Source organism: Mycobacterium sp. IDUB_3 (assembly GCF_055419585.1).
Window position 1 is genome coordinate 485045 of record NZ_JBVAXZ010000002.1, and the last position, 22965, is coordinate 508009.

At 68.5% G+C, this 22965-nt stretch carries 23 protein-coding genes and 2 pseudogenes; 14 read left to right on the forward strand and 11 right to left on the reverse strand.

The features are described 5' to 3' along the window. Positions 1-11: 11 nt before the first annotated feature. Positions 12-314: a DUF4193 domain-containing protein gene (locus ACZYVJ_RS23195; protein ID WP_036468275.1), complete on the forward strand. Its 303-nt coding sequence runs from the start codon at positions 12-14 to the stop codon at positions 312-314. Positions 315-318: 4 nt separating this feature from the next. Here ACZYVJ_RS23195 and ACZYVJ_RS23200 read toward each other — a convergent pair whose 3' ends face one another. Further along, positions 319-804: a DUF3093 domain-containing protein gene (locus ACZYVJ_RS23200; RefSeq protein ID WP_463833504.1), complete on the reverse strand. Its 486-nt coding sequence runs from the start codon at positions 802-804 to the stop codon at positions 319-321. A gap of 25 nt (positions 805-829) precedes the next feature. Here ACZYVJ_RS23200 and dut point away from each other — a divergent pair, with 25 nt between their 5' ends. Together dut and ACZYVJ_RS23210 are read left to right on the forward strand one after the other, a co-directional pair. Further along, on the forward strand, positions 830-1294 hold the full coding sequence (gene dut, locus ACZYVJ_RS23205; RefSeq protein ID WP_007774869.1) for a dUTP diphosphatase: 465 nt from the start codon (positions 830-832) through the stop codon (positions 1292-1294). After that, positions 1291-2067 (forward strand): DUF3710 domain-containing protein, encoded by a 777-nt coding sequence (locus ACZYVJ_RS23210; RefSeq protein WP_463833505.1) that lies wholly within the window; start codon positions 1291-1293, stop codon positions 2065-2067. The genes dut and ACZYVJ_RS23210 overlap by 4 nt, the downstream gene beginning before the upstream one ends. 57 nt (positions 2068-2124) lie before the next feature. Here ACZYVJ_RS23210 and ACZYVJ_RS23215 read toward each other — a convergent pair whose 3' ends face one another. Next, complete coding sequence (locus ACZYVJ_RS23215) at positions 2125-2826, reverse strand: alpha/beta hydrolase (protein WP_463833506.1); 702 nt, start codon at positions 2824-2826, stop codon at positions 2125-2127. A gap of 138 nt (positions 2827-2964) precedes the next feature. Between ACZYVJ_RS23215 and ACZYVJ_RS23220 the strand changes: the two genes are divergently transcribed. Both ACZYVJ_RS23220 and ACZYVJ_RS23225 read left to right on the forward strand, forming a co-directional pair. Further along, positions 2965-3333 (forward strand): OB-fold nucleic acid binding domain-containing protein, encoded by a 369-nt coding sequence (locus tag ACZYVJ_RS23220; RefSeq protein WP_067346731.1) that lies wholly within the window; start codon positions 2965-2967, stop codon positions 3331-3333. Between the two features lie 53 nt (positions 3334-3386). Next, positions 3387-4043, forward strand: a complete 657-nt coding sequence (locus tag ACZYVJ_RS23225; protein ID WP_463833843.1) for a DUF3159 domain-containing protein — start codon at positions 3387-3389, stop codon at positions 4041-4043. Here the strand turns inward: ACZYVJ_RS23225 and ACZYVJ_RS23230 are convergent, their stop codons facing one another. After that, positions 4044-4721, reverse strand: coding sequence for a potassium channel family protein (locus ACZYVJ_RS23230; protein WP_463833507.1), 678 nt, complete (start codon positions 4719-4721; stop codon positions 4044-4046). Between the two features lie 34 nt (positions 4722-4755). Beyond that, positions 4756-5421: a potassium channel family protein gene (locus ACZYVJ_RS23235; RefSeq protein ID WP_142279296.1), complete on the reverse strand. Its 666-nt coding sequence runs from the start codon at positions 5419-5421 to the stop codon at positions 4756-4758. A gap of 126 nt (positions 5422-5547) precedes the next feature. Here ACZYVJ_RS23235 and ACZYVJ_RS23240 point away from each other — a divergent pair, with 126 nt between their 5' ends. Next, positions 5548-7542, forward strand: a complete 1995-nt coding sequence (locus tag ACZYVJ_RS23240; protein ID WP_463833508.1) for an APC family permease — start codon at positions 5548-5550, stop codon at positions 7540-7542. Next, positions 7539-8768 carry a class I SAM-dependent RNA methyltransferase gene (locus ACZYVJ_RS23245; protein WP_463833509.1) on the forward strand — a complete coding sequence of 410 codons (1230 nt, stop codon included), beginning with the start codon at positions 7539-7541 and terminating at the stop codon, positions 8766-8768. The genes ACZYVJ_RS23240 and ACZYVJ_RS23245 overlap by 4 nt, the downstream gene beginning before the upstream one ends. On the opposite strand, the pseudogene ACZYVJ_RS23250 reads toward ACZYVJ_RS23245, so the two are convergent. Beyond that, positions 8765-8980 (reverse strand): annotated as a pseudogene (locus ACZYVJ_RS23250) (MarR family transcriptional regulator); the annotation flags it as partial. The gene ACZYVJ_RS23245 and the pseudogene ACZYVJ_RS23250 sit on opposite strands and share 4 nt — an antisense overlap. Before the next feature lie 55 nt (positions 8981-9035). Here ACZYVJ_RS23250 and ACZYVJ_RS23255 point away from each other — a divergent pair. From ACZYVJ_RS23255 to dxs, 3 genes are all read left to right on the forward strand, one after another. After that, on the forward strand, positions 9036-9401 hold the full coding sequence (locus ACZYVJ_RS23255; protein WP_463833510.1) for a hypothetical protein: 366 nt from the start codon (positions 9036-9038) through the stop codon (positions 9399-9401). Between the two features lie 214 nt (positions 9402-9615). Continuing rightward, positions 9616-11088: a cation:proton antiporter domain-containing protein gene (locus ACZYVJ_RS23260; protein WP_463833511.1), complete on the forward strand. Its 1473-nt coding sequence runs from the start codon at positions 9616-9618 to the stop codon at positions 11086-11088. Between the two features lie 50 nt (positions 11089-11138). After that, entirely contained in the window at positions 11139-13064 is a 1926-nt protein-coding gene (gene dxs, locus ACZYVJ_RS23265; RefSeq protein WP_463833512.1) for a 1-deoxy-D-xylulose-5-phosphate synthase, read from the forward strand. Positions 13065-13122: 58 nt separating this feature from the next. Here dxs and ACZYVJ_RS23270 read toward each other — a convergent pair whose 3' ends face one another. The 3 genes and pseudogenes from ACZYVJ_RS23270 to ACZYVJ_RS23280 all read right to left on the reverse strand — a co-directional run bounded on the left by ACZYVJ_RS23270 (position 13123) and on the right by ACZYVJ_RS23280 (position 15994). Continuing rightward, the gene (locus tag ACZYVJ_RS23270; RefSeq protein ID WP_463833513.1) at positions 13123-14427 is read right to left on the reverse strand and encodes an HRDC domain-containing protein; all 1305 of its coding nucleotides are present in this window, start codon (positions 14425-14427) and stop codon (positions 13123-13125) included. 1 nt (position 14428) lies between these two features. Continuing rightward, a pseudogene (locus ACZYVJ_RS23275) lies at positions 14429-15095 on the reverse strand (DUF3000 domain-containing protein). An 89-nt stretch (positions 15096-15184) separates the two neighbouring features. Further along, positions 15185-15994: an enoyl-CoA hydratase/isomerase family protein gene (locus ACZYVJ_RS23280; protein WP_463833514.1), complete on the reverse strand. Its 810-nt coding sequence runs from the start codon at positions 15992-15994 to the stop codon at positions 15185-15187. Between the two features lie 87 nt (positions 15995-16081). Here ACZYVJ_RS23280 and hemE point away from each other — a divergent pair, with 87 nt between their 5' ends. From hemE to ACZYVJ_RS23300, 4 genes are all read left to right on the forward strand, one after another. After that, the gene (gene hemE, locus ACZYVJ_RS23285; RefSeq protein ID WP_463833515.1) at positions 16082-17131 is read left to right on the forward strand and encodes a uroporphyrinogen decarboxylase; all 1050 of its coding nucleotides are present in this window, start codon (positions 16082-16084) and stop codon (positions 17129-17131) included. Beyond that, positions 17128-18504, forward strand: coding sequence for a protoporphyrinogen oxidase (locus tag ACZYVJ_RS23290; RefSeq protein ID WP_463833516.1), 1377 nt, complete (start codon positions 17128-17130; stop codon positions 18502-18504). Before hemE ends, ACZYVJ_RS23290 begins: the two co-directional genes overlap by 4 nt. A 5-nt stretch (positions 18505-18509) precedes the next feature. Next, positions 18510-19205: a hydrogen peroxide-dependent heme synthase gene (hemQ, locus tag ACZYVJ_RS23295; protein ID WP_064879708.1), complete on the forward strand. Its 696-nt coding sequence runs from the start codon at positions 18510-18512 to the stop codon at positions 19203-19205. Positions 19206-19266: 61 nt separating this feature from the next. Then, a complete protein-coding gene (locus ACZYVJ_RS23300) occupies positions 19267-20016 on the forward strand; it encodes a class I SAM-dependent methyltransferase (RefSeq protein WP_463833517.1) in 750 nt (249 codons plus the stop codon). A gap of 109 nt (positions 20017-20125) precedes the next feature. Here ACZYVJ_RS23300 and ACZYVJ_RS23305 read toward each other — a convergent pair whose 3' ends face one another. The 3 genes from ACZYVJ_RS23305 to aftC form a co-directional block, all read right to left on the reverse strand. Beyond that, on the reverse strand, positions 20126-20932 hold the full coding sequence (locus tag ACZYVJ_RS23305) for an endonuclease domain-containing protein (RefSeq protein WP_463833844.1): 807 nt from the start codon (positions 20930-20932) through the stop codon (positions 20126-20128). A 164-nt stretch (positions 20933-21096) separates the two neighbouring features. Beyond that, positions 21097-21519, reverse strand: a complete 423-nt coding sequence (gene msrB, locus ACZYVJ_RS23310) for a peptide-methionine (R)-S-oxide reductase MsrB (RefSeq protein ID WP_463833518.1) — start codon at positions 21517-21519, stop codon at positions 21097-21099. A 65-nt stretch (positions 21520-21584) separates the two neighbouring features. Continuing rightward, positions 21585-22925 (reverse strand): arabinofuranan 3-O-arabinosyltransferase, encoded by a 1341-nt coding sequence (gene aftC, locus ACZYVJ_RS23315; RefSeq protein ID WP_463833846.1) that lies wholly within the window; start codon positions 22923-22925, stop codon positions 21585-21587. Positions 22926-22965: the final 40 nt, after the last annotated feature.

Consider the following 22965-nt stretch of genomic DNA (forward strand, 5'->3'; position numbering starts at 1 on the left):
GGGATAGGGCAATGCCTACCGACTATGACGCTCCACGGCGTACCGAGACTGACGACGTTTCGGAGGACTCGCTGGAGGAGCTCAAAGCGCGACGGAACGAGGCGGCTTCGGCCGTCGTCGATGTCGACGAATCTGAATCCGCTGAGAACTTTGAACTGCCTGGGGCCGACCTGTCCGGTGAAGAACTGTCGGTGCGCGTGATTCCGAAGCAGGCCGACGAGTTCACCTGCTCGAGCTGCTTTTTAGTGCAACACCGCAGTCGGCTGGCCAGCGAGAAGAACGGCGTGATGATCTGTACCGACTGCGCGGCCTGATCGGTCAGCTGCGTAATGCCGACAGCACCCGCTCGGGGTGACGGCAACTCACCAGCCAGTACGGCGTCGGATCGTCCGGATCGTCGAGTACCGCCAGGATCATCGGCCCTACCCACGCCCTGTGCAGCACGTACGCCGCTGGATCGAGTTGCCGGCCCAGGGCAGCGGACTTGGCCGAGGGCGCTATCTCCGCGGACCTGGAGATCACGGTGACCGGCAGGTGCGCCTGGCCGGCCCACAGCTGCACCTCGCCCGGCGCCGCCGGGTCGGCGGTGACCCGGATCTCGATGCGGCCCAGCCACAGCAGCGCCGCCGCCGCGACCGCGAACAGCGCCGCGTACGGCCACCAGGACGCCTGCCGGGTGACGCCCATGTTGAATTCGAAAGCGATGATCCCGGCCAGCGCGAAGGCCGGTGGCCACCACCACCACGGAACCCACAATCGTTCGCGATACCGCACGTTGTGCGGCGCGACGCGCGTATCGGACACGCAGTCAAGGGTAGTCTGTGGCCCCGTGTCGACCAGTCTGGCCATCGTCCGTCTTGACCCCGAGCTTCCGCTGCCCAGCCGCGCCCACGAGGGCGACGCCGGGATCGACCTCTTCAGCGCCGAAGACGTCAAACTGGAACCCGGGCGGCGCGCCCTGGTGCGGACGGGGGTCGCGGTCGCCATCCCGTTCGGAATGGTCGGCTTGGTGCATCCACGCTCGGGACTGGCTGCGCGAGTTGGACTTTCGATCGTCAACAGTCCGGGTACCATCGACGCGGGCTATCGCGGCGAGATCAAAGTTGCGCTGATCAACCTGGACCCGACCGAGCCGATCGTGGTGCACCGCGGCGATCGCATCGCCCAGTTGTTGGTGCAGCGAGTCGAATTAGTGGAGTTGGTCGAGGTGTCGTCGTTCGACGAGGCCGGGCTGGCCGAAACATCCCGTGGCGATGGTGGTCACGGTTCCTCCGGCGGACATGCGAGTTTGTGATGGCATTCGGTAAACGCACACCCAAAGACGACGACGCCTCCGGCGCCGACACCTCGGCGGCCGACGAGGTCGCGGCCCGCGACGCCGCCGAGCCGTCCCCCGAGGAGCTCGAGGGCCCGTTCGACATCGAGGACTTCGACGACCCCGCGGTCGCGGAGCTGGCGCGGCTCGACCTGGGCTCGGTGCTGATCCCCATGCCGGAGGCCGGCCAGCTACAGGTCGAACTCACCGAAACCGGTGTGCCCAGCGCGGTCTGGGTCGTTACGCCCAACGGCCGCTTCACCATCGCCGCCTATGCCGCGCCCAAGACCGGCGGCCTGTGGCGCGAAGTGGCCGGCGAGCTCGCCGAATCGCTGCGCAACGACTCGGCCCAGGTCAGCATCAAGGACGGGCCATGGGGTCGCGAGGTGGTGGGCACCGCGACCGGCGTGGTGCGGTTCATCGGCGTCGACGGCTACCGCTGGATGATCCGCTGCGTCATCAACGGCCCGCACGAGACGATGGAAGCGCTAGAGCAGGAGGCGCGAGCGGCCTTGGCGGACACCGTGGTTCGGCGTGGCGACACGCCGCTTCCGGTGCGCACACCGCTGACCGTGCAGCTGCCCGAGCCGATGGCGCAGCAACTGCGCGAGGCCGCTGCCGCCCAACAGGCCGCACAGCAGGACGACGCCCAACAGGCCGAGGGGCAACAGGCACCGCCCGGCGAGCCGGCCGTGCGCCGCAGCGTCGACGGGTCGGCCATGCAGCAGCTGCGCACCACCACCGGCGGCTGAGCCGGCGGAGCCCGGTGACGATGCGCGCCGGCATGGCGGGCTGAGGAGGCGGGCCGTCTAGCAAAGCTCGGCCAGCGCGCCTAGGCAGGCCGCGCCCAGGGCGGCGGGGTCCGCGCCGATCTGATCCAGCGTCACCGTCCGCAGCGCCGCGCGCGGCGCCGCGGCGACCCAGTCGAGCCCGGCCTGCAACGGATGGATCGGATCGTCGACCGCGGATGCCACTCCCAGCGGTGCGGCCAACTTGGCCAGCTCCTCGCAGCTCGGCGCGACGTAAGCGGCCGCCTCCTCCATGGCGTCGGGCAGATGAGGCCACTGGGTCCCCCACGACCGGGTCAGCTCGTCGGCCAGCCAGGGCGGGCTGGACGCCCGCATCTGGGTCGTGGTCGCCGTCAGTCCGCCGGCGCGCAACTGTGACGCCGAATACCGTGCGGCAAGCGCCGCGGGCGCGGCTCCGGGCGCGCCCGCCCAGGCCGGCAGCGCGGCCAGCACCGCGACCGTCCGGTCGGGGTGGGCCAGGGCCCAGGCCGCTGCCACCGCGGCGCCGATCGAGACCCCGCCCACAGCGACCGGCCCTTGGTGGCCCGCGTCATCCAGCGCCGCCAGGTAGCCCTCGATCAACCGGTCGGGCCGCGGCGGCGGGGTCACCAGCAGCGCGCCGAGCTCGGACAAGGGGCCGGAAAACGCCCGGTCAACGTAGTCGTCGTCGGAGCCGGTTCCGGGCAACAACACCGTCGTGACACCGCGCAGATCGACCACCACCTCTTGATAGTGCCCCGCCGTTCGCCCGCCCTCCAACACGACGTTTGAGTCGGTTGGCGCTTGGGGAACCAAGAGGTCTACGGTGTCCGTTGGCATAAATGGAAGCGTCGAGGCTTATCAGCATTGTCAGGAGTGGCCATGGGGGCCCAAGGGTATCTGCGGCGGCTCACCCGTCGGTTGACGGAGGATCCGGAGCAGCTCGACTCGGAGGAACTTTCCGACGAGGTCGCAAGCACCGGCGCGCAACGCGCGATCGACTGCGAACGTGGCCAAGAGGTCACGATGGTGGGCACTCTCCGTAGCGTCGAGTGCAACGGCAGGGCCTGTGCCGGCGGAGTGCGCGCCGAATTGTTCGACGGCAGCGACACCGTCACGCTCGTGTGGCTGGGCCAGCGCCGCATCCCGGGCATCGACTCGGGCCGCACCCTGCGAGTGCGTGGGCGCCTCGGCAAGCTGGAGAATGGAACGAAGGCGATTTACAACCCGCACTACGAAATTCAGCGGTGACCGAGCCCGAAGATCTGGGGGTGGCCCCGCGCGAGTCGGGCGTATCGGAACAAATGACCTCTAACCGCATCAACCCGGAACGTCTGCTGGCACAGGCAGGCGGCGTCAGTGGTGTGATCTATTCGTCGCTGCCGGTGGTGGTCTTCGTCATCGCCTCGAGCGTGTCGGGACTGGTTCCCGCGATCGTGGCCGCGCTGGCGGTGGCCGCGCTGATCCTGGTGTGGCGGCTGATTCGCCGCGACTCCCCCCAGCCGGCATTCTCCGGCTTCTTCGGCGTCGCGCTGTGCGCGCTGATCGCCTACGTGCTGGGGGAGTCCAAGGGCTACTTCCTGCTGGGCATCTGGATGTCGCTGGTGTGGGCCGTGGTGGTCGCGGCGTCGGTGCTGATCCGCCGTCCCCTGGTCGGCTACGGGTGGAGCTGGGCCACCGGGCGTGGGGACGGTTGGCGCCAGGTGCCCCGGGCCGTCTACGCGTTCGATATCGCCTCGGTGGGCTGGGTGCTGGTGTTCGCCGCCCGGTTCGTGGTTCAGGGACTGCTGTACGACGCCGACCGGACCGGCTGGCTGGCGGTGGCGCGGATCGCGATGGGGTGGCCGCTGACCTTGCTGGCCGCGTTGGCCACCTACGCGGCGATCAAGTCGGCGCAACGGGCCATCGCCGCCGCCGGTGTCCCCGTGGTCGACGTGGAACCCGGCGCCGTCACCGACTGATCAGCCGCCGGCCGGATCGTGGCTGCCCAGTAGCAGCTTCTGCAGGTCCTCTTCCGCCTCGGCGACCGCGACGAACAGCAGCTCGTCACCGCCCTCCAGCGGCTCGTCCTCTTCGGGCACGATCACCCGCGGGCCGCGCAGGATCGTCACCAGCGAGGTGTTCCGCGGCAGTTGCAATTTGCGTACCGGCTTGCCGCCCCATGGCGTGTCGTCGGGCAGCGTGATCTCGACCAGGTTGGCCTGCCCCTTGCGGAATTCGATCAGCCGCACCAGATCGCCGACGGCGACGGCCTCTTCGATGAGCGACGCCAGCATGCGCGGCGTCGACACCGCCACGTCGACCCCCCAGGCGTCGGTGAACAGCCATTCGTTGCGGGGATCGTTGACCCGCGCCACCACCCGCGGCACCGCGAATTCGGTTTTGGCCAAAAGGCTTAGTACGACGTTGGCCTTGTCGTCGCCGGTCGCGGCCACCACCACGTCGAACTCCTGCAGGAGCACCGACTCCAGCAGGCTCAGTTCGCAGGCGTCGCCCAGTCGCCAGTGCGCGGCCGGGATGGCGTCGACGTCGACGTGATCGGGATTGCGTTCGATCAGTGTCACATCGTGGCCGTTGCCGATGAGTTCGCGGGTGACCGAGCGGCCGACCGCGCCGGCGCCGGCTACAGCTACTTTCATGCGCGCCGCTCCTTAAGCCAGTCGCTCGAATTCATCACAAGTCTTCGCTGGGTGGTAGGGCGGCGATGGCCACCGCCTCGGCGGCGCGGCCGGAGATCGCGGCGACATACACCTGGTCGCCCGCCTGGATAACCGATTTGGGTTCCGGCAACACCCCGGCCCCGAACCGGATGAGGAACGCGACCCGGGCGCCGGTGGCCTGCTCGAGATCGGTGACCCGATGCCCGATCCAGTCCTCGTGCAAGACGACCTCGGACACGGCGACGGTGCCGGTCGGATCGCGCCACTTGGCCGTCTCGGTCTCGCGCAGCAGCGCGTTGAGCAGGCGGTCGGTGGTCCAGGGCACGGTCGCGATGGTGGGAATGCCCAGCCGCTCGTAGACCTCGGCGCGCTTGGCGTCGTAGATGCGGGCCACCACCCGCTTGACGCCGAACGTCTCCCGGGCCAGGCGCGCCGAGATGATGTTGGAGTTGTCGCCGGAGGACACCGCGGCGAACGCGTCGGCTTCGTCGATGCGGGCCCTCAGCAGCACATCTCGGTCGAATCCCTGCCCCAGCACCCGCTCGCCGGCGTATTCGGGGCTGAGCCGGTTGAACGCGGTGCTGTCACGGTCGATCACCGCAACGTCGTGACCGATGCGGGAGAGCCCGTCGGCGACCGAAGAACCGACCCGACCGCAGCCCATCACCACTACTCGCAACTTGAGGTCCTCTCGACCGCGTCCTGCGCCCTTCACCGGCAACCCACGTCGGCCAGCCGTTTCGGTCGGCGAACATTCTCCTACGAACGCTACCGCCAAACCCGTCTGGGCTTACTCTTGGCTCTCGTGTCCAAACTTTCAACCGCCACCCGTCGGTTGCTTATCGGTCGGCCGTTTCGCAGCGACCGGCTGAGTCACACGCTGCTGCCCAAGCGGATCGCCTTGCCGGTGTTCGCCTCCGACGCGCTGTCCTCGGTTGCGTACGCGCCCGAGGAGGTCTTCCTGATGCTTTCGGTGGCCGGGGTGACGGCGTATGCGCTGACACCGTGGATCGGGCTCGCGGTGGCCGCGGTCATGCTGGTGGTGGTGGCCAGCTACCGGCAGAACGTTCACGCTTACCCGTCCGGTGGTGGTGACTACGAGGTGGTCACCACCAATCTCGGTGACACCGCCGGGCTGGTGGTCGCCAGCGCGCTGATGGTGGATTACGTTCTGACCGTTGCGGTTTCGACGGCGTCGGCGATGGCGAACATCGGCTCGGCGATCCCGATCGTGGCCCAGCACAAGGTGTTCTTCTGCGTGCTGTCCATCTTGCTGGTGATGGCCCTGAACCTGCGTGGGGTGCGCGAGTCCGGGTTGGCGTTCGCCATCCCGACCTATGCGTTCATCATCGGCGTGCTGGTGATGATCGGCTGGGGTCTGTTCCGGATCTTCGTGCTGGGTAATCCGCTGCGCGCCGAGTCCGCCGGTTTCCAGATGCACGCCGAGCACGGCCAGGTCGTCGGTTTCGCCTTGGCATTCCTGGTGGCGCGATCGTTCTCCTCGGGGTGCGCGGCGCTGACGGGTGTGGAGGCGATCAGCAACGGGGTGCCGGCATTCCAGAAACCCAAGTCGCGCAACGCGGCGACCACCCTGCTGATGCTGGGCGGCATCGCGGTGACGCTGTTGATGGGCATCATCGTGCTGGCCCAGAAGATCGGGGTGAAGCTGGTCGAGGACCCGGCAAGGCAACTGGGCGGGGCGCCGAAGGACTACTACCAGAAGACCTTGGTCACCCAGCTGGCGCAGACGGTGTTCGGCAGCTTCCATATCGGGTTCCTGCTGATCGCCACGGTGACCGCCCTCATCCTGGTGCTGGCGGCCAACACCGCGTTCAACGGGTTCCCGGTGCTCGGCTCGATCCTGGCGCAACACAGCTACCTGCCGCGCCAATTGCACACCCGCGGAGACCGATTGGCGTTCTCCAACGGAATCCTGTTTCTGTCCGGGGCGGCGCTGCTGGCCATCATCGCATTCCGCGGTGAGGTCACCGCGTTGATCCAGCTGTACATCGTCGGTGTGTTCATCTCGTTCACGCTGAGTCAGATCGGCATGGTGCGGCACTGGACCCGGTTGCTGCGCAGCGAAACCGACCCGCGGGCGCGGCGCAAGATGATGCGCTCGCGGGTGGTCAACACGGTCGGCTTGCTGTCCACCGGCGCGGTGTTGTTGGTGGTCCTGGTGACCAAGTTCGCATCCGGGGCGTGGATCGCGCTGTTCGCGATGAGCCTGCTGTTCGGAATCATGAAAATGATTCACCGGCACTACAACACCGTGAACCGCGAATTGGCGGAGCAGGCCGCCGCCCAGGACGACGTGGTGCTGCCCAGCCGCAATCATGCGGTGGTGCTGGTGTCGAAGCTGCACCTGCCGACGCTGCGCGCGCTGGCCTACGCCAGGGCCACCCGGCCCGACGTGCTGGAGGCCGTGACGGTCAGCGTCGACGACGCGGAAACCCGCGAGCTGGTACACAAGTGGGAGGAAAGCGATATCAGTGTCCCGCTCAAGGTCATCGCCTCGCCGTATCGTGAAGTCACCCGTCCCGTCCTGGAATACGTCAAGCGGGCCCGGGAAGAGTCGCCGCGCACCGTGGTGACGGTGTTCATTCCGGAGTACGTTGTGGGCCACTGGTGGGAGCAGGTGTTGCACAACCAGAGCGCTCTTCGGCTCAAGGGCCGCCTGCTGTTCATGCCGGGCGTCATGGTGACTTCGGTTCCGTGGCAGTTGAGTTCGTCGGAGCGGCGCAAAACCCTGCAGCCGCGTGTGGCGCCCGGTGACGCGCGTCGGGGAATCTTCGATTGACCCGCGAATCGACCCGCGCGCCGCGCGCGGCACCACCCGCCGTGGGGGAGCTGACCCTGACCACCGATGCCCCGGCCAACGGCGGCAGCTGCGTTGCGCACCACGAAGGCCGGGTGGTGTTCGTCCGGTATGCGTTGCCCGGGGAGCGGGTGCGTGTCCGGGTCACCGCGGATCGCGGATCCTATTGGCACGCAGAGGTTATCGAGGTCATCGATGCGGTGCCCGGCCGCATCGAGCCGCTGTGCCCCATCGCCGGTGTGGACGGCGCCGGCTGTTGCGACCTGGCGTTCGCCGCCCCCGATGCGGCCCGCACGTTCAAGGCCGAGGTCGTGGCCAACCAGCTCGAGCGCCTCGGTAAGCATGTCTGGAGCGGAGAGGCCGAGCCGCTGGCGGATTCCGCGCCGACCGGGTGGCGCACCCGGGTTCGGCTCGACGTGGGTCCGGACCGTCGCCCGGGCTTTCACCGGTACCACAGCGACGATTTGGTGACCGACCTGCGTTGTGCGCAGCTGCCTGCGGGCATGCTCGACGGGATCGCCGACCTCGAATGGCCGCCGACCGCCCAGCTGCACGTGGCCCTCGACGACGACGGCGCGCGCCACGTGGTGCGCACGCTGCGGCAGGGCAGGCAGACCGCGACCAAGGTGGTGGAGGGCCGATACGAGGCGGCGCAGCGGGTGGCCGGGCGCAGCTGGCAGGTGCCGGTGACCGCCTTCTGGCAGGCGCACCGCGACGCGGCGGGGGTATACAGCGAGCTGGTCGCGGACTGGGCGCAGCTGGGCACCGGCATGTGCGCGTGGGACTTGTACGGCGGCGCAGGCGTTTTCGCCGCGGTGCTGGGCGATGCCGTGGGTCCGTCCGGGCGGGTGCTCAGCGTCGACACCTCGCGCGCGTCGACCCGGGCCGCCCGGGCCGCACTGGCCGATCTGCCGCAGGTGCAGATCGTCACCGATTCGGTGCGGCGGACGTTGGCGGCGCAGCGCGGACGCGCCGACCTGGCGGTGCTGGATCCGCCGCGGGCGGGGGCCGGGCGTGAGGTCATCGATATGCTGGCCGCCGCCGGCATTCCGCGGGTGGTGCACATCGGTTGTGAGGCAGCATCTTTCGCCCGCGACATCGGGATCTACCTCGGGCACGGTTACACCGTCGAGAAGATCAAGGTGTTCGACGCCTTCCCGCTGACGCATCACACCGAATGCATCGCGCTGCTGACCCGGCCCTCTTAGTCGGGTGACTGCTGCCGCCAGCGTTCGAGCATCGTCGGGATCTCGTCGAGCATGAAGGCGTAGAAGTCGCGCATCCGCGTGAGCCGTTGTCCGGCAAGGCTGTCCGATCCGGTCGCCGCGATCCCGGCCTCGGCCGCGGTCTGCATCGCCGATATTACGACGTTCTGGTTGGTGAAAAGCGTCGCCCGCGCGTCGTCGCGCAGCCGGTAACGTGAGGGTTGCGCGGCTGATCGACTGCTCGATACCTATGAGGCCGAGCGTCGCCCGTTGGCGAGCGAGGTGCTGCGCGGCGCCAGCGCGATGACCCGGGTCAACGTCCTGAGCAACAACCCTATTGGCCGATTTGTGCGAGATCGCATCGTGGTGCGGTTGGTTGGTTTGGCGGCGGTGCAGCGTTGGGCGAGCTACTCCGCGTCGCAGCTGTGGGTGAGTTACCGCAAGGGACCACTCGGCGGGCGGAGCCGAAAGCCGCGTCCGGGCGATCGGGTCAGTGATCTGCCATGCATCCGCGAGGACGGTGCAGTGTCGCGCCTGCACGCCGAACTGGGCGGTCGTTGGGCGTTGCTCGCGCCGCGCGATGCCGGTGCGATGGGCGCTGAGGCTGTTCGGGACCGGCGTGTACGCCGCCACTAGGGCGGATAAGACACCGTGACCGCAATGCCACAGCGGGTGGTGTTTCCCGGGAGCGGCTAGACTCCGTCGCGGTGTGCCGGGAAGTCTGGTCGGCGATGTCGTTGTCGACCAACCGAAAGGCTTGGGTGCCTACCAACAAAGAACGGGCCGCGGCCGTCGAGTCGGGTCGGTCGCACGCGCGATACGTACTCAGCTGTATGCGATTGCTGCCATCGTGAACGAAACTTTTCGTTACGCGCTGATCGTGCTGTTCGCCAGTGGCGTCGGCTTGGTTGCGGTGTTGGCGAACCGACTGACCGAGCGGGTCAAGATCCCCGTGCCCCTGCTCGTGCTGGTCGGAGCTGCCATCGCGGCGCACTCCGTGTCGGTGGTGCAGCCGCCGTCCGAGCGGACCGTCGAGCGGGTGATCACCATCGCGCTGGTGTTGGTGTTGTTTGACGGCGGCATGCACATCGGGCCTGCGCGCTTCCGCGCGGCGGCCGTCCCGATCCTGTCGGTGGGCGTCGTGGGCACCGCCCTCACCGCCGCAGGGGCGGCACTCGTGGTGCACTACGCCTGCGGAATCAGCTGGTTTCCCGCGGTTCTCGTGGCCACAGCTGTGGCTCCCACCGATCCGGCCGTGGTTTTCTCCGTTTTGGGCAAACGCGAGATCAGGGGTCGCAGTAGCACCATCCTGGAGGGCGAGTCTGGTGCCAACGATCCGGTTGGCATCTCCTTGATGTCCAGCCTGGTCGCTGCCGGTGGGCTCAGCGCAGCCGGATTCGCCAGCGTGGGAACCCAATTCGTTCTGCAGATGGCGATCGGCCTGGCCGTCGGGGTGATCGGGGGACGTGCCCTGCTCGTATTCATGCGCCGAGTGGCGTTGCCGAGCGAAGGTCTCTACTCGCTGCGAACGCTGGCGTCCTGTCTGATGTTGTACGGCATTGCCACGCTCGCCCACGGCTCGGGATTTCTGGCCGTGTTCGTCGCCGGCATCGTGATCGGCGACGCTCGCGCGCCCTACAAGCCGGAGATCAAGCGATTCCACGCCGCCCTGGCCGGTCTGGCGGAAATCGTCGCGTTTGCCGTCCTGGGTTTGACCGTCGACCTCAATGTGCTTGGCCATCCCGATGTATGGATTCCGGGGCTCGTCCTCGCTGTGGTCCTGACAGTGCTGATTCGGCCGTTGGCGGTGGGCTCCTGCCTGCTACCTGTCCGACTCCAGCGAAACGAACGCATCTTCGTTCTCTTCGCCGGGCTCAAGGGTGCGGTGCCGATCCTGCTGGGCGAGTTCCTGCGGGCCGCTCACGTCGCCGACGCCGAGCGCCTGTACGGCATCGTGGTCGTCGTGGTCGTCTTCTCGGTGCTGGTGCAGGGTAGCTCGGTGCCTGGTGTCGCCAGACTGTTGCACTTGCCCATGCGCGCCGTGGAGACCCAGCCCTGGGAGATAGGTGTGCGGCTCGCTGACGAACCGCAGGGAGTCCATCGCTTCAGCGTCGCCACCGGGTCTGTCGCCGAACGGTCCACAGTCGAAAGTCTCGGTGACCGCGTCGGTGACATCTGGGTGAGCATCGTGGTCCGCACCACTGGCCTGGTGCCGGTGCGGGGCGACACCGAACTCGAGGCCGGCGACGAGGTCGTGATCCTGGCAGATCCCGAACTTCATGACTCCCTGGCTGAAATGTTCGGGCCCGCGCAGGCGCGCTAGGCGCCGGCCACGTTCTCTGCCATTCGCCGGGCGCTGCGTAGACTGACTGGATGCTGGAACAGATCCGCGGACCCGCTGATCTGCAGCACCTTTCTGCGCATCAGCTTCGCGATCTGGCCGCCGAGATTCGCGAGTTCCTGATTCACAAGGTTGCTGCCACTGGGGGACACCTGGGGCCCAATCTGGGCGTGGTCGAACTGACGCTCGCCCTGCACCGGGTGTTCGACTCACCACACGATCCGATCATCTTCGACACCGGCCATCAGGCCTACGTGCACAAGATGCTGACGGGCCGCTCCCACGAGTTCGAGAGCCTGCGCAAGAAGGGCGGGCTGTCCGGATATCCGTCGCGCGCCGAGAGCGAGCACGACTGGGTGGAGTCCAGCCACGCCAGCGCGTCGTTGTCCTACGCCGACGGCCTGGCCAAGGCCTTCGAACTGAGCGGGCACCGCAACCGGCACGTGGTCGCGGTGGTCGGCGACGGCGCGCTCACCGGCGGCATGTGCTGGGAGGCGCTGAACAACATCGCCGCCTCCGGTCGGCCGGTCATCATCGTCGTCAACGACAACGGCCGCAGCTATGCCCCGACGATCGGCGGTGTCGCCGACCATCTCGCCTCGCTGCGGCTGCAGCCGGTCTACGAGCAGGCCCTGGAGAAGGGCCGCGACGCGCTGCGCGCGCTGCCGCTGGTCGGCAAGATCGCCTACCGCGTCATGCACAGCGTCAAGGCCGGCATCAAGGACTCGTTGTCGCCGCAGCTGCTGTTCACCGATCTGGGGCTGAAGTACGTGGGCCCGGTCGACGGCCACGACGAACGCGCGGTGGAGGCCGCGCTGCGGCACGCCCGCGGCTTCGGCCGACCGGTGATCGTGCACGTGGTGACCCGCAAGGGGATGGGCTTCGCGCCGGCCGAGGACGACGAGGCCGAGCAGATGCACTCCTGCGGCGTCATCGACCCGGTCACCGGTCAGGCCACCAAGATCGCCGGGCCGGGCTGGACGGCGACGTTCTCCGACGCCCTCATCGGCTACGCCCGTAAGCGCCGCGACATCGTGGCCATCACCGCGGCCATGCCCGGTCCGACCGGGCTGACCCCGTTCGGGCAGCAGTTCCCGGACCGACTGTTCGACGTCGGCATCGCCGAGCAACATGCGATGACGTCGGCGGCCGGGCTCGCCATGGGCGGCATGCACCCGGTGGTGGCCATCTATTCAACCTTCCTCAACCGGGCCTTCGACCAGATCATGATGGACGTGGCGCTGCACAAGCTGCCTGTCACCATGGTGCTCGACCGGGCCGGCATCACCGGTTCGGACGGCGCCAGCCACAACGGCATGTGGGACATGTCGATGCTGGGCATCGTGCCCGGCATGCGGGTGGCCGCACCCCGGGACGCCACCCGGTTGCGCGAGGAGCTCGGTGAGGCGCTCGACGTCGACGACGGACCCACGGCGCTGCGTTTCCCCAAAGGTGATGTGGGCGAGGACATCCCGGCGATCGAGCGCCGCGGATCGGGCATCGCGGGCGTCGACGTGCTCGCGGTCCCGGCCGCCGGGTGCAACCACGACGTGCTGTTGATCGGTGTCGGTGCGTTCGCGCCGATGGCGCTGGCGGTGGCCAGGAGGCTGCAGGATCAGGGGATCGGCGTCACGGTCATCGACCCGCGCTGGGTGCTGCCGGTCTCGGAGAGCGTTCTGGAGTTGGCGGCCCAGCACAAGCTCGTCGTCACGTGCGAGGACAACGGGGTCAACGGCGGGGTGGGCTCGGCGGTGTCCGCCGCCCTGCGCCGCGCCGAGATTGACGTTCCGTGCCGCGACGTGGGACTGCCGCAGCGGTTCTACGAGCACGCCTCCCGCGGTGAGCTGCTGTCGGATCTCGCGCTGACCGACCAGGACGTGGCCCGCCGCATCACCGGCTGGGTCGCGGCGCTGGGCAGCGGCGTCACCGAAGCGGAGATCCGCGAGCACCTCGACTAGCACCGATGGTGACGACCGGCTTCGCCCGGCTGCGCCGTGCTCGCGATCGCGAGCGCCGCTAGTCAGCGGCCTCGGATTCCGCGGGCGGGGCCTGCAACGCCCGGGCCAGAACCGGATCCACCAGTTCCCGCTGCCACGGCCGGGCCTGGCCGGCGCGCAGGAACGTCTCGACGGCGTCGAACGGATCGGGCGCCGGCGTCCAGTCCCAGCACAGCCGTCGCACCAGGTCCGGCGAGACCAGGTTCTCGGTGGGCACGTGGACCCGGTCTGAGACCTCGGACAGCGCCGAGCGCGCGGCCTCCAGCCGGGCGGCGGCCTCCGGCTTGCGTCTGCTCCACCGCGCCGGCGGCGGCGGACCGTTCGGCGGCTCGCTGTCCCCGGGTGGGTTCTTGGTCCGCCGGGCCTCGTCCAGCGCCCCCAGCCATGTCGCGGCGCTGCGCCGCTGGTTGCGCCCACCGAACACCGGCAAGGCGACGAGCTCCTCGACGGTCGTCGGGTTGGCCAGGGCGGCGTCGATGATGGCCGAGTCGGGCAGGATGCGGCGGGGCGCGATGTCGCGGCGCTGCGCGATCCGGTCGCGCGTCAACCACAGTTCGCGGACCGCCGCCAGGCCACGCTGATCGCGTACCCGATGGATGCCCGACGTTCGCCGCCACCGGTCCCGGCGCACGGGCGCGCCCGGATCTTTCGAGTCCGCGTCGCGCAGGTAGTCGAATTCCTGTGCGGCCCAATCGGTTTTGCCCTGCTCGGCCAGGACGTCGGCGATCGCGGCGCGCAGTTCGATGAGCAGTTCCACATCCAGCGCGGCGTAGTTGAGCCAGTCGGCGGGCAGGGGCCGTTTGGACCAGTCGGCCGCGCCGTGACCCTTGGCCAGCCCGAAGCCCAGCAGGCGCTCGACCATGGTCGCCAGGTTCACCCGGTCGAACCCGGCCAGCCGTCCGGCGAGTTCGGTGTCATACAGCGCCGGCGGCCGCATGCCCACCTCGGCCAGGCACGGCAGGTCCTGATCGGCGGAGTGCAGAATCCATTCGTCGCCGCCCAGCACCTCGGCCACCGGCCGCAGGACTTCGAGCGGGTCGGCGCCGTGGCTCACCGGATCGATCAGCACGGTGCCGGAACCGGCCCGCCGGATCTGGATCAGGTAGGCCCGGTTGGAGTAGCGGAAACCCGACGCCCGCTCGGCGTCCACCGCGAACGGCCCGCGCCCGCGGTCCAGTCGCTGCGCGGCGGCCTCGATTTCGTGCACGCTCACCGAGATGGGCGGGACGCCCTCGGAGGGTCGCGGCAGCGGGGTGGGGGCGGGGTCGGTGCCTACGTCGCCGGGCGCGCTGCTACCCGGCCCGTCGGTCGACGGTTCGCCCATGCTAGGCGCGTGACCGTGAGCTCAGGTCGGTGACTCCAGCGGGTGGTAGGCCCGCGGCGTGCTCCAGTACCTCGCAGAACGCCTCGACATGACCGCCGACCGCGGGTGACGTCGCGGTCCATGACGCGCGCAGCTCGAGCTGGTGGGCGCGCGGCGGCCCGGAGATGTCTCCGTAGCGGACCGATGTGGTGGCGGTGACGGTGCCGCCCAGGGCGACGACTTGTTCCATACGTGACTCCAGTGCCTCGACTAGCCAGCTCCACGCTACTTCGGGCAGCAGCGGGTCGACCGCCTCACTGGGGTCAAGGTCGGCCTGGATGTAGGCGACCATGCGGATGGTGCCGTCCCACGCGTCGGCCCCTTCGGGGTCGTACAGCAGGATCAACCGTCCGAAGGCGTCGCCGTCGGACCGTTCGGGAATGATGTCGGCGTCGGGATGTTTGACCTCGGCGCCCAGGGCGTAGCTGTGGGGAGCCAAGCGTTGCGGCGGCCGGATGGGACCCAACTCGATCTCCGGCCGCACGACGACGGCGTTCATCGCCGCCACCGCCTCGCGGAAGGGGGCCGGTTCGGATGAGGTCACTTGGCGCCGCTCCTGTTCATCCCGACCGTTCTGCGTCGTCACGGCACGGGTCACAGGGATCGACGGTAGACCTACAGCCCGACACGCCGCGACAGGCGCGCCGCGTTTCAAACCGGCCGCGACCAAGCCGTTACCAGGCCTCCACCAAAGCTATATGTGCAGCTCAGGCCGTGGTCAGCGGGTGAAACGCGCCCGGCGCTTCTCACGGTGCGCGGCCAGGCCTTCCTGCACGTCGGGGCCGCTGAAACTGAGGAATTCCAGGCCCACCGAGGTCTCGAAGGTGGGGCCCATCATGCGATACCAGTGGTTGAGGCTGCGCTTGGTCCACTGGATCGCGTTCTGCGCTCCCTGCGCCAGGTTCTCGGCGATGCGGGCGGCGGTGGACAGCACGTCGTCGTCTTCGACGCAGACCGCCACCAGCCCGATCCGCTCGGCTTCCTCGCCCAGCAGCGTCTCGCAGGTCAGCAGGTAGTACTTGGCCTTGGCCATGCCGACCAGCAGGGGCCAGCAGATGGCGGCATGGTCGCCGGCCGTCACACCCAGCTTGGTGTGCCCGTCGATCAGCTTCGCGGTCCGGCCCGCCACCGAGATGTCGGCGAGCAGGGCCACCACCAGGCCCGCGCCCACCGCCGGCCCCCGGATCGCCGACACGACGGGGGTGTCGCAGTTGATCATGTTGTGCACCAGGTCGCGCGCTTCGCGCATGATGCGGATCCGGCCCTCGTAGTCGTTGATCGTCTCGTCGATCAGGTCGAAGCTGCCACCGGATGAGAAGGCCCTGCCTTCACCGCGGACCAGGACGGCGCGCACAGCGGGATCGCGGTCGATCACCGGCCAGATGTCGGCGAGGTCGCGGTGCATCTGCGGCCCGACCGAATTCAGCCCGGGGGAGTCGAGGACCAGTGTCAGCACGCCGTTGTCACCGAGCTCGCAGCGCAGGCTGGGAAACGCGTCGTAACTCGCTTGGGGCTGACTCACTGGCATCTCCGAGCTCCTGACGTTCAAACGGTCGCGGTCGTGATCGTACGCAGCGCAGTTCGGTGTTCTCCGGTCATGGCAGCATTAAGGCTGATGAGTACTCGCCGCGACCTTCCCGAGTCGCCGTATCTGGCCGCCGTGAGCGGCCGCAAACCCAGCCGGGTGCCGGTGTGGTTCATGCGGCAGGCCGGTCGCTCGCTGCCTGAATACCGGGCGCTGCGGGCCCAGACCGACATGCTGTCGGCCTGCTTCGACGCCGAGCTGGTCTGCGAGATCACGCTGCAGCCGGTGCGCCGCCACGACGTCGACGCGGCGATCCTGTTCTCCGACATCGTGGTGCCGTTGCTCGGTGCGGGCATCGACCTGGACATCGTCGCCGGGGTCGGGCCGGTGATCGAGTCGCCGGTACGCACCGCCGCCGACGTGGCCGCGATCAAAACCCTTGAGCGGCAACGGGTTCAGCCGGTATCTGACGCGGTGTCGCTGCTGGTGGCCGCGCTCGGCAGCGTCCCGCTGATCGGCTTCGCGGGCGCCCCGTTCACGTTGGCGTCCTATCTGATCGAGGGCGGCCCCAGCCGCCACCACGCGCGCACCAAGGCGATGATGCTGGCCGAGCCGGACACCTGGCACGCGCTGATGGAGAAGCTGACCGACATCACGGTGGGCTTCTTGCAGATGCAGCTGGAGGCCGGGGTGGATGCCATCCAGGTGTTCGACTCGTGGGCCGGGGCGCTGTCCCTCGCGAATTACCGGACCTACGTTCAGCCGCACAGCACCAGGGTGTTCGCCGCGCTTGCCGACTACGGCGTGCCGATGACCCACTTCGGGGTCGGCACCGCCGAGCTGCTGGGCGCCATGTCCTCGGTTGGCGCGAACGTGGTGGGCGTGGATTGGCGGACCTCCCTGGCCGACGCCGCCACCCGCGTGCAGCCCGGTACGGCGTTGCAGGGCAACCTCGATCCGGTGGTGGCGTTGGCGGGCTGGCCGGTGGTGGAGCGCGCGGCGCGCGCGGTCGTGGACGACGGCCGGCGGGCGATCGACGCCGGCGCCGCCGGTCACGTCTTCAACCTCGGCCACGGCGTGCTGCCCGAAACGGACCCCGGCGTGCTGACCGACCTGGTGTCGCTGGTCCACTCCCTATGACGTTTCCCTCGTATTGTGTTGTGGGGGGCGGTATTTCGGGTCTGACGGCGGCCTACCGGCTCCGTATGGCCGTCGGTGACGATGCCGCGATCACGCTGTTCGATCCGGGGGACAGGCTCGGCGGCGTCCTGCGCACCGAGGTGGTCGGCGGAGTGCCGATGGACTTGGGTGCCGAGGCGTTCGTGCTGCGCCGCCCCGAGATGCCGGCGCTGCTGGCGGAACTGAATTTGTCCGAGTGTCAGCGGGTTTCGACGGGCGCGCGCCCGCTGATCTACAGCCGGCAGGAACTGCGTGCGCTGCCCGCGGGCACCGTGGTCGGGATACCGTCGTCCGCGGCGTCGGTGGCCGGGCTGGTCGATGACGCCACGGTGGCCCGCATCGAGGCCGAGCCCACCCGCCCGCTGGCATGGGAACCGGGCGGCGATCCCGCGGTTGCCGACCTGGTGGGCGAGCGATTCGGTGAGCAGGTGGTGGCCAGGTCGGTGGATCCGCTGCTGAGCGGGGTTTATGCCGGTTCTTCGGCCACCATTGGCCTGCGCGCGGCCGCCCCGACGGTGGCGGCGGCGCTGGACCGCGGCGCCACCAGCCTGACCGACGCCGTGCGGCGGGCGCTGCCGCCGGCCACCGGCGCGCCGGTGTTCGGGTCGCTCGAGGGCGGCTACCAGATGCTGATCGACGAGCTGCTCGCGCGCGGCCGCCCCCGCTGGGTGCGCGCCGCGGTGTCGCGGCTCGAGCGCGCCGGCGCCGGCTGGACCGTGGTCGACGACACCGGCGCGCGCTCGGCCGCGGACGGAGTGATCCTGGCCGTGCCGGCGGAGCAGTGTTGCCGGCTGCTGGCTGAGGTCGCCCCGCGCAGCGTCGCCGCGGCCGGCCGCATCACCAGCGCATCGTCGGTGGTAATGGCGCTCGCCGTGCGGGGTGATACCGCGTTCCCGAACTGCTCCGGCGTGCTGGTCGCCACCGGTGAGCGATTGCGGGCCAAGGCCATCACGCTCTCGTCGCGCAAGTGGGGTGTGCGGGGTGACGCCCAGCTGCTGCGACTCTCGTTCGGGCGGTTCGGCGATCGCGTGGCGGCCGACACGTCCGACGACGAGCTGCTGACCTGGGCGCTGGGGGATCTGACCACCGTGTTCGGGCTGACCATCGACCCCGTCGACGTCCGCATCCAACGCTGGATCGACGCGATGCCGCAATACGGGCCGGGCCATGCAGACCTGGTCGCCGAGGTGCGGGCGGGCCTGCCCCCGACGCTCGCGGTGGCCGGCAGCTACCTCGACGGCATCGGCGTGCCGGCCTGCGTCGGCGCCGCCGGGCGCGCGGCCGAGCGTGTGATCAGGGCCATCGGAGGCTTGGACGCGCAGGTGGCACGATAGGTTCCATGGCCAAGCTCGACTACGACTCGCTCAACTCCACGATCCGCTACCTGATGTTCTCGGTGTTCTCGGTAGAGCCGGGTGAGCTCGGTGAACAGCGCGACGACGTCATCGATGAAGCGTCGACGTTCTTCAAGCAGCAAGAGGAGCGCGGTGTCGTGGTGCGCGGCCTCTACGACGTCGCGGGTCTGCGGGCCGACGCCGACTTCATGATCTGGACCCACGCCGAACGCGTCGAAGCGCTGCAGGCCACCTACGCCGATTTCCGGCGCACCACGGCGCTGGGGCGGGCGAGTTCGCCGGTGTGGAGCAGCGTGGCGTTGCATCGGCCGGCCGAGTTCAACAAGAGCCACATCCCGGCATTCCTGGCCGGCGAGGAACCCGGCGCCTACATCTGCGTGTATCCCTTTGTGCGGTCCTACGAGTGGTACCTGCTGCCCGATGAGGAACGCCGCCGCATGCTCGCCGAGCACGGTATGGCCGCGCGCGAATACAAGGACGTGCGCGCCAACACGGTCCCGGCGTTCGCGCTTGGCGACTACGAATGGCTGCTGGCCTTCGAGGCTCCCGAACTGCACCGCATCGTGGACCTGATGCGCGAATTGCGCGCCACCGACGCCCGCCGGCACACCCGCGAGGAGACGCCGTTCTTCACCGGCCCCCGGGTGCCCGTCGAGCAGCTGGTGAATGCCCTGCCATGACAACCGCGCCGGCGACGATATGGCGCGTAGCGCCACAAATGACGCAGAGGAGTGGCGCCAAATGACGACATTCGACCCGACTGATCCCACCCGCTTCGAGGAGATGTACCGCGACCAGCGGACGTCGCACGGCCTGCCGGCCGCCACGCCGTGGGACATCGGCGGCCCGCAGCCGGTGGTCCAGCAGCTCGTCGCGCTGGGGGCGATCAAGGGTGAGGTACTCGACCCGGGCACCGGCCCGGGCCATCACGCCATCTATTACGCGTCCAAGGGCTTTTCGGCGACCGGTATCGACGGGTCGGCGACCGCCATCGAGCGGGCGCGGGAGAACGCCCAAAAGGCCGGGGTGTCGGTCAATTTCGAGCTGGCCGATGCGACGAAGCTGGATGGATTCGACGGCCGGTTCGACACGGTGGTCGACTGCGCCTTCTACCACACCTTCAGCACCGAGCCCGAGCTGCGCAGGTCCTATGTGCAGGCGCTGCACCGCGCCACCAAACCAGGTGCGCGGCTGTACATGTTCGAGTTCGGCGAGCACAACGTCAATGGCTTCAAGATGTTGCGGTCATTGTCGGAGAACGACTTTCGCGATGTGCTGCCGGACGGTGGCTGGGAGATCACCTATCTGGGCACCACCACCTATCGGGTCAACGTCAGCGTCGAGTCCATCGAGGCGATGGCCAAGCGCAACCCCGACATCGCCGATCAGGCGGACAAGCTGCTGGAGCGTTTCCGGGTGATCGAGCCGTGGCTCGAGGGTGACCGGGCGCATGCCCCGTTCTGGGAAGTGCACGCCACTCGGATGGACTGAATCGCGCTTGCGTCACGGTTTGTCCGGGCGGGATCCTCGGGCCGCGCGGCCTCCTCGCGCCGCGAAACTTAAACTGTTGCGGTGCTTTTCGGCGTGTCGTCGCAACTGGTTAAGTGTCGCGGTATCCGCGGCGGATGAGCGCTCGGCGCACGCGGTCCACGACGTCGTCTGGCTTGTCGTCGGCGATCACCCGGATGACGGTCCACCCCAGGTCGTCGAGCCTGCGTAGCCGACTCTGGTCACGCGCGTACTGCTTGCGGTTCGTGCGATGGTGATCGCCGTCGTACTCTGCGGCCACTTTGTACTCCTCCCAGCCCATGTCGAGGCGCGCGACAAGGCGCCAGTTCTGTTGCACCGGTATCTGGGTGGCAGGGACGGGCAGGCCGGCGTCGATCAAGAGCAAGCGCAGCCAGGTTTCCTTGGGTGACGCGGCACCGGGATCTACCAGTGGGAGCGCTGACCTCAGCCGACGCAGGCCGCGCGCACCCCGGTATCGCTTGGCCAGCAGCAGTACGTCCTCGCGCAAGAACGGTGTCGCACGCATCAACGCGTCGACCCGCGCCACCGCCTCGCCGAGGGGCGGTTGCCTGGCAAGGTCGAACGCGGTCCTGGCAAGAGTGGTCACCGGCAGACCGCTGACCCGGGTGACTTCGTCGGGCTGGATGCGCTGGTTTCGGGTGATCACACCGCGAGGCGGATGCGGGTTGCGCCAGATCAACTCGATGGCCTCGTCGTCGTCGATCCACTGCGACCCGTGCAGCGCCGCGGCGGCGAGCCCGGCCAGCACGCTGCGCCGCCGCGACCACAAAAACGCCCCGATCGAACGCGTTCTCAGCGACAGTGTCGCGGCATCCGACAGATAGACGTCCGGATAGATCGCGCGGAAGCCGGTCCGCAGTTGATACGGGCTCACCAGCCCGAGTCACACAGCCTCGCTGCCCACGAATACGTCGTCCACGACCTCAAAGACGTCACGACATGTCGGTGAGATCCCGCGAAACTTGAAAAGTTTCGACGCTTTGCGGCGCGTCGTCGCAACCGTTTAAGTGTCGCGGCGCCTGAGAAGCGAACCGCGAGGAGCTAGCTCGCCGGCACCAGCCGCAGCGAGACCGAGTTGATGCAGTAGCGCTGATCCGTCGGCGTCGGGTAGCCCTCGCCGGCGAACACGTGGCCCAGGTGGCTGTGGCAGTTAGCGCACAGCACCTCGGTGCGGGTCGTGCCCATGGAATGGTCGGGGCGCAAGATCACCGCGTCGGACTTGGCCGGGTCGAAGAACGACGGCCAGCCGCAATGCGACTCGAACTTCTCTGTGCTGCGGAACAATTCGGCACCACAGGCCCGGCACTGGTACACGCCTTCGGTTTTGGTGTCGGTGTATTCACCGGTGAAGGGCCGCTCGGTGCCGGCCTTCCGCAGCACGTGGAACTCTTCCGGGCTGAGTTTCTTGCGCCACTCGTCGTCGCTCAGTTGCACCTTGGGCTGCGACACGTCAGGGGAAGTCATCCATCCACGCTAGCTCGGATTGCGCTGGCCTGCTGCACCCGGCTCCGCCGCGTTTGCGACCAGCGCTAGCTCGGATTGCGCTGGCCCGCTGCGCCCGGCTCCGCCGCGCTTGCGGCCAGCTCGGGGCTCCCGCTCTCCTCCGTCAGCCACGCCGGATCGATGCCGCCATCCAGCCGGTTCTCGGCCTTGGCGTCGAGGTAGCGGAAGAGCAGCACGGTGAAGGCGACGATCAGCAGCAGCGACCAGCCGTAGGTGATCTTGAGGTAATGCAGCGCCCGGCCGTACCTCATCGCCCGGTAGATCAGCCAGTCGTCCAGCGTCATGAAGCCGTAGATCGCGAGCCAGGCAGGCCAGTTGCGGATCAGCGAATTTCGCAGCACCACCGTCATCAAAAACGGGAACAGCATCATCGAGTAGTAGCCCTGGGCCAGCGGGAGCACCAGCCAGGAACACAACAGCAGCACTCCCGACGAGCTGGTGAACCAGAACAGCGGGTCGCGGGTGCGGTAGTAGCGGTACAGCAGCCACAGCGCGCCGATCGCGATCAGCACGAACATGATTCGCATGAACACGATCAGCCAGGTTGGCAGACCGAAGTACACGCCGTTGCCCTCGATGGAGCTGTTGAAGTAGTCCCGGGTGCCGCCGATGTACGGCAGGGTTTTGGTGAAGAACTCGATCGGGTGGCTCACCAGCGGCCAGGCGGCGATGTTGATCACCACCGGCACGACGAACGCGGGTATCAGCGTCCGCCACTGGCGGTTCAGCAGGGGCAGCAACAGCAGCGGGCCCAGCACGGGTTTGAGCGTGAGCGTCAGGCCGATGGCGAGGCCGGCCCACCACTGCCGGCTGATCCTGCCGTCCAACAGCCAGCGCAGAAACAGCATCTCGGCCAGCAGGACGCAGCCGTTGATGTTGGTGAACACCAGCGTGCTGGTCACGCTCTCGGTGCAGAACATGGCCAGCAGCAGCGCGGGCGCGGCGACCGAGGACAGCGTGAACTTGAACAGCCGCAGCAGCAGGTACCAGGCGATCAGGATCGCGACGGTGTTGATACCGATGAACAGAAACCGCGACGGCGTGAAGGGCAGGTAGCCGAACGGCGCCATCAGCAGGGTGCCGCCCGGCGGGTAGAGGTAGTGCGGGTCGACGTAGTCGAAGTGCTCGTTGTAGATGTCCCAGCCGTGCCGGAAGTTGAGGACCGCGCGGTACACCGGCTTGAAGTCGTCGGTGATGTTGCCGTTCAGGGTGAGCACGATGCTGCGGTGCAGCACCGACAAGATGGCCATCGGCCACAACGCCATCCGCAGCACGGTCGCGACGCTCGGCGCGCCGGTGCGGGGTCCAAAGGCGGCCAGGGTCCGGTCACGCAGGCCGGTTCGGGTCGATTCAGCTGCCGTCACCAGCGCACCTTATACCGGCGCCCGCGTGGGCCGGAAAGCAGCG

Bases quoted from the DNA above. Each gene is read 5' to 3' on its own strand.
- ACZYVJ_RS23280 (WP_463833514.1), bottom strand. From the start codon at position 15,994: ATGCCAGTGAGTCAGCCCCAAGCGAGTTACGACGCGTTTCCCAGCCTG.
- hemE (WP_463833515.1), top strand. From the start codon at position 16,082: ATGAGTACTCGCCGCGACCTTCCCGAGTCGCCGTATCTGGCCGCCGTG.
- ACZYVJ_RS23220 (WP_067346731.1), top strand. From the start codon at position 2,965: ATGGGGGCCCAAGGGTATCTGCGGCGGCTCACCCGTCGGTTGACGGAG.
- ACZYVJ_RS23195 (WP_036468275.1), top strand. From the start codon at position 12: ATGCCTACCGACTATGACGCTCCACGGCGTACCGAGACTGACGACGTT.
- ACZYVJ_RS23225 (WP_463833843.1), top strand. From the start codon at position 3,387: ATGACCTCTAACCGCATCAACCCGGAACGTCTGCTGGCACAGGCAGGC.
- ACZYVJ_RS23290 (WP_463833516.1), top strand. From the start codon at position 17,128: ATGACGTTTCCCTCGTATTGTGTTGTGGGGGGCGGTATTTCGGGTCTG.
- ACZYVJ_RS23300 (WP_463833517.1), top strand. From the start codon at position 19,267: ATGACGACATTCGACCCGACTGATCCCACCCGCTTCGAGGAGATGTAC.
- ACZYVJ_RS23230 (WP_463833507.1), bottom strand. From the start codon at position 4,721: ATGAAAGTAGCTGTAGCCGGCGCCGGCGCGGTCGGCCGCTCGGTCACC.
- dxs (WP_463833512.1), top strand. From the start codon at position 11,139: ATGCTGGAACAGATCCGCGGACCCGCTGATCTGCAGCACCTTTCTGCG.
- ACZYVJ_RS23270 (WP_463833513.1), bottom strand. From the start codon at position 14,427: ATGGGCGAACCGTCGACCGACGGGCCGGGTAGCAGCGCGCCCGGCGAC.
- msrB (WP_463833518.1), bottom strand. From the start codon at position 21,519: ATGACTTCCCCTGACGTGTCGCAGCCCAAGGTGCAACTGAGCGACGAC.
- hemQ (WP_064879708.1), top strand. From the start codon at position 18,510: ATGGCCAAGCTCGACTACGACTCGCTCAACTCCACGATCCGCTACCTG.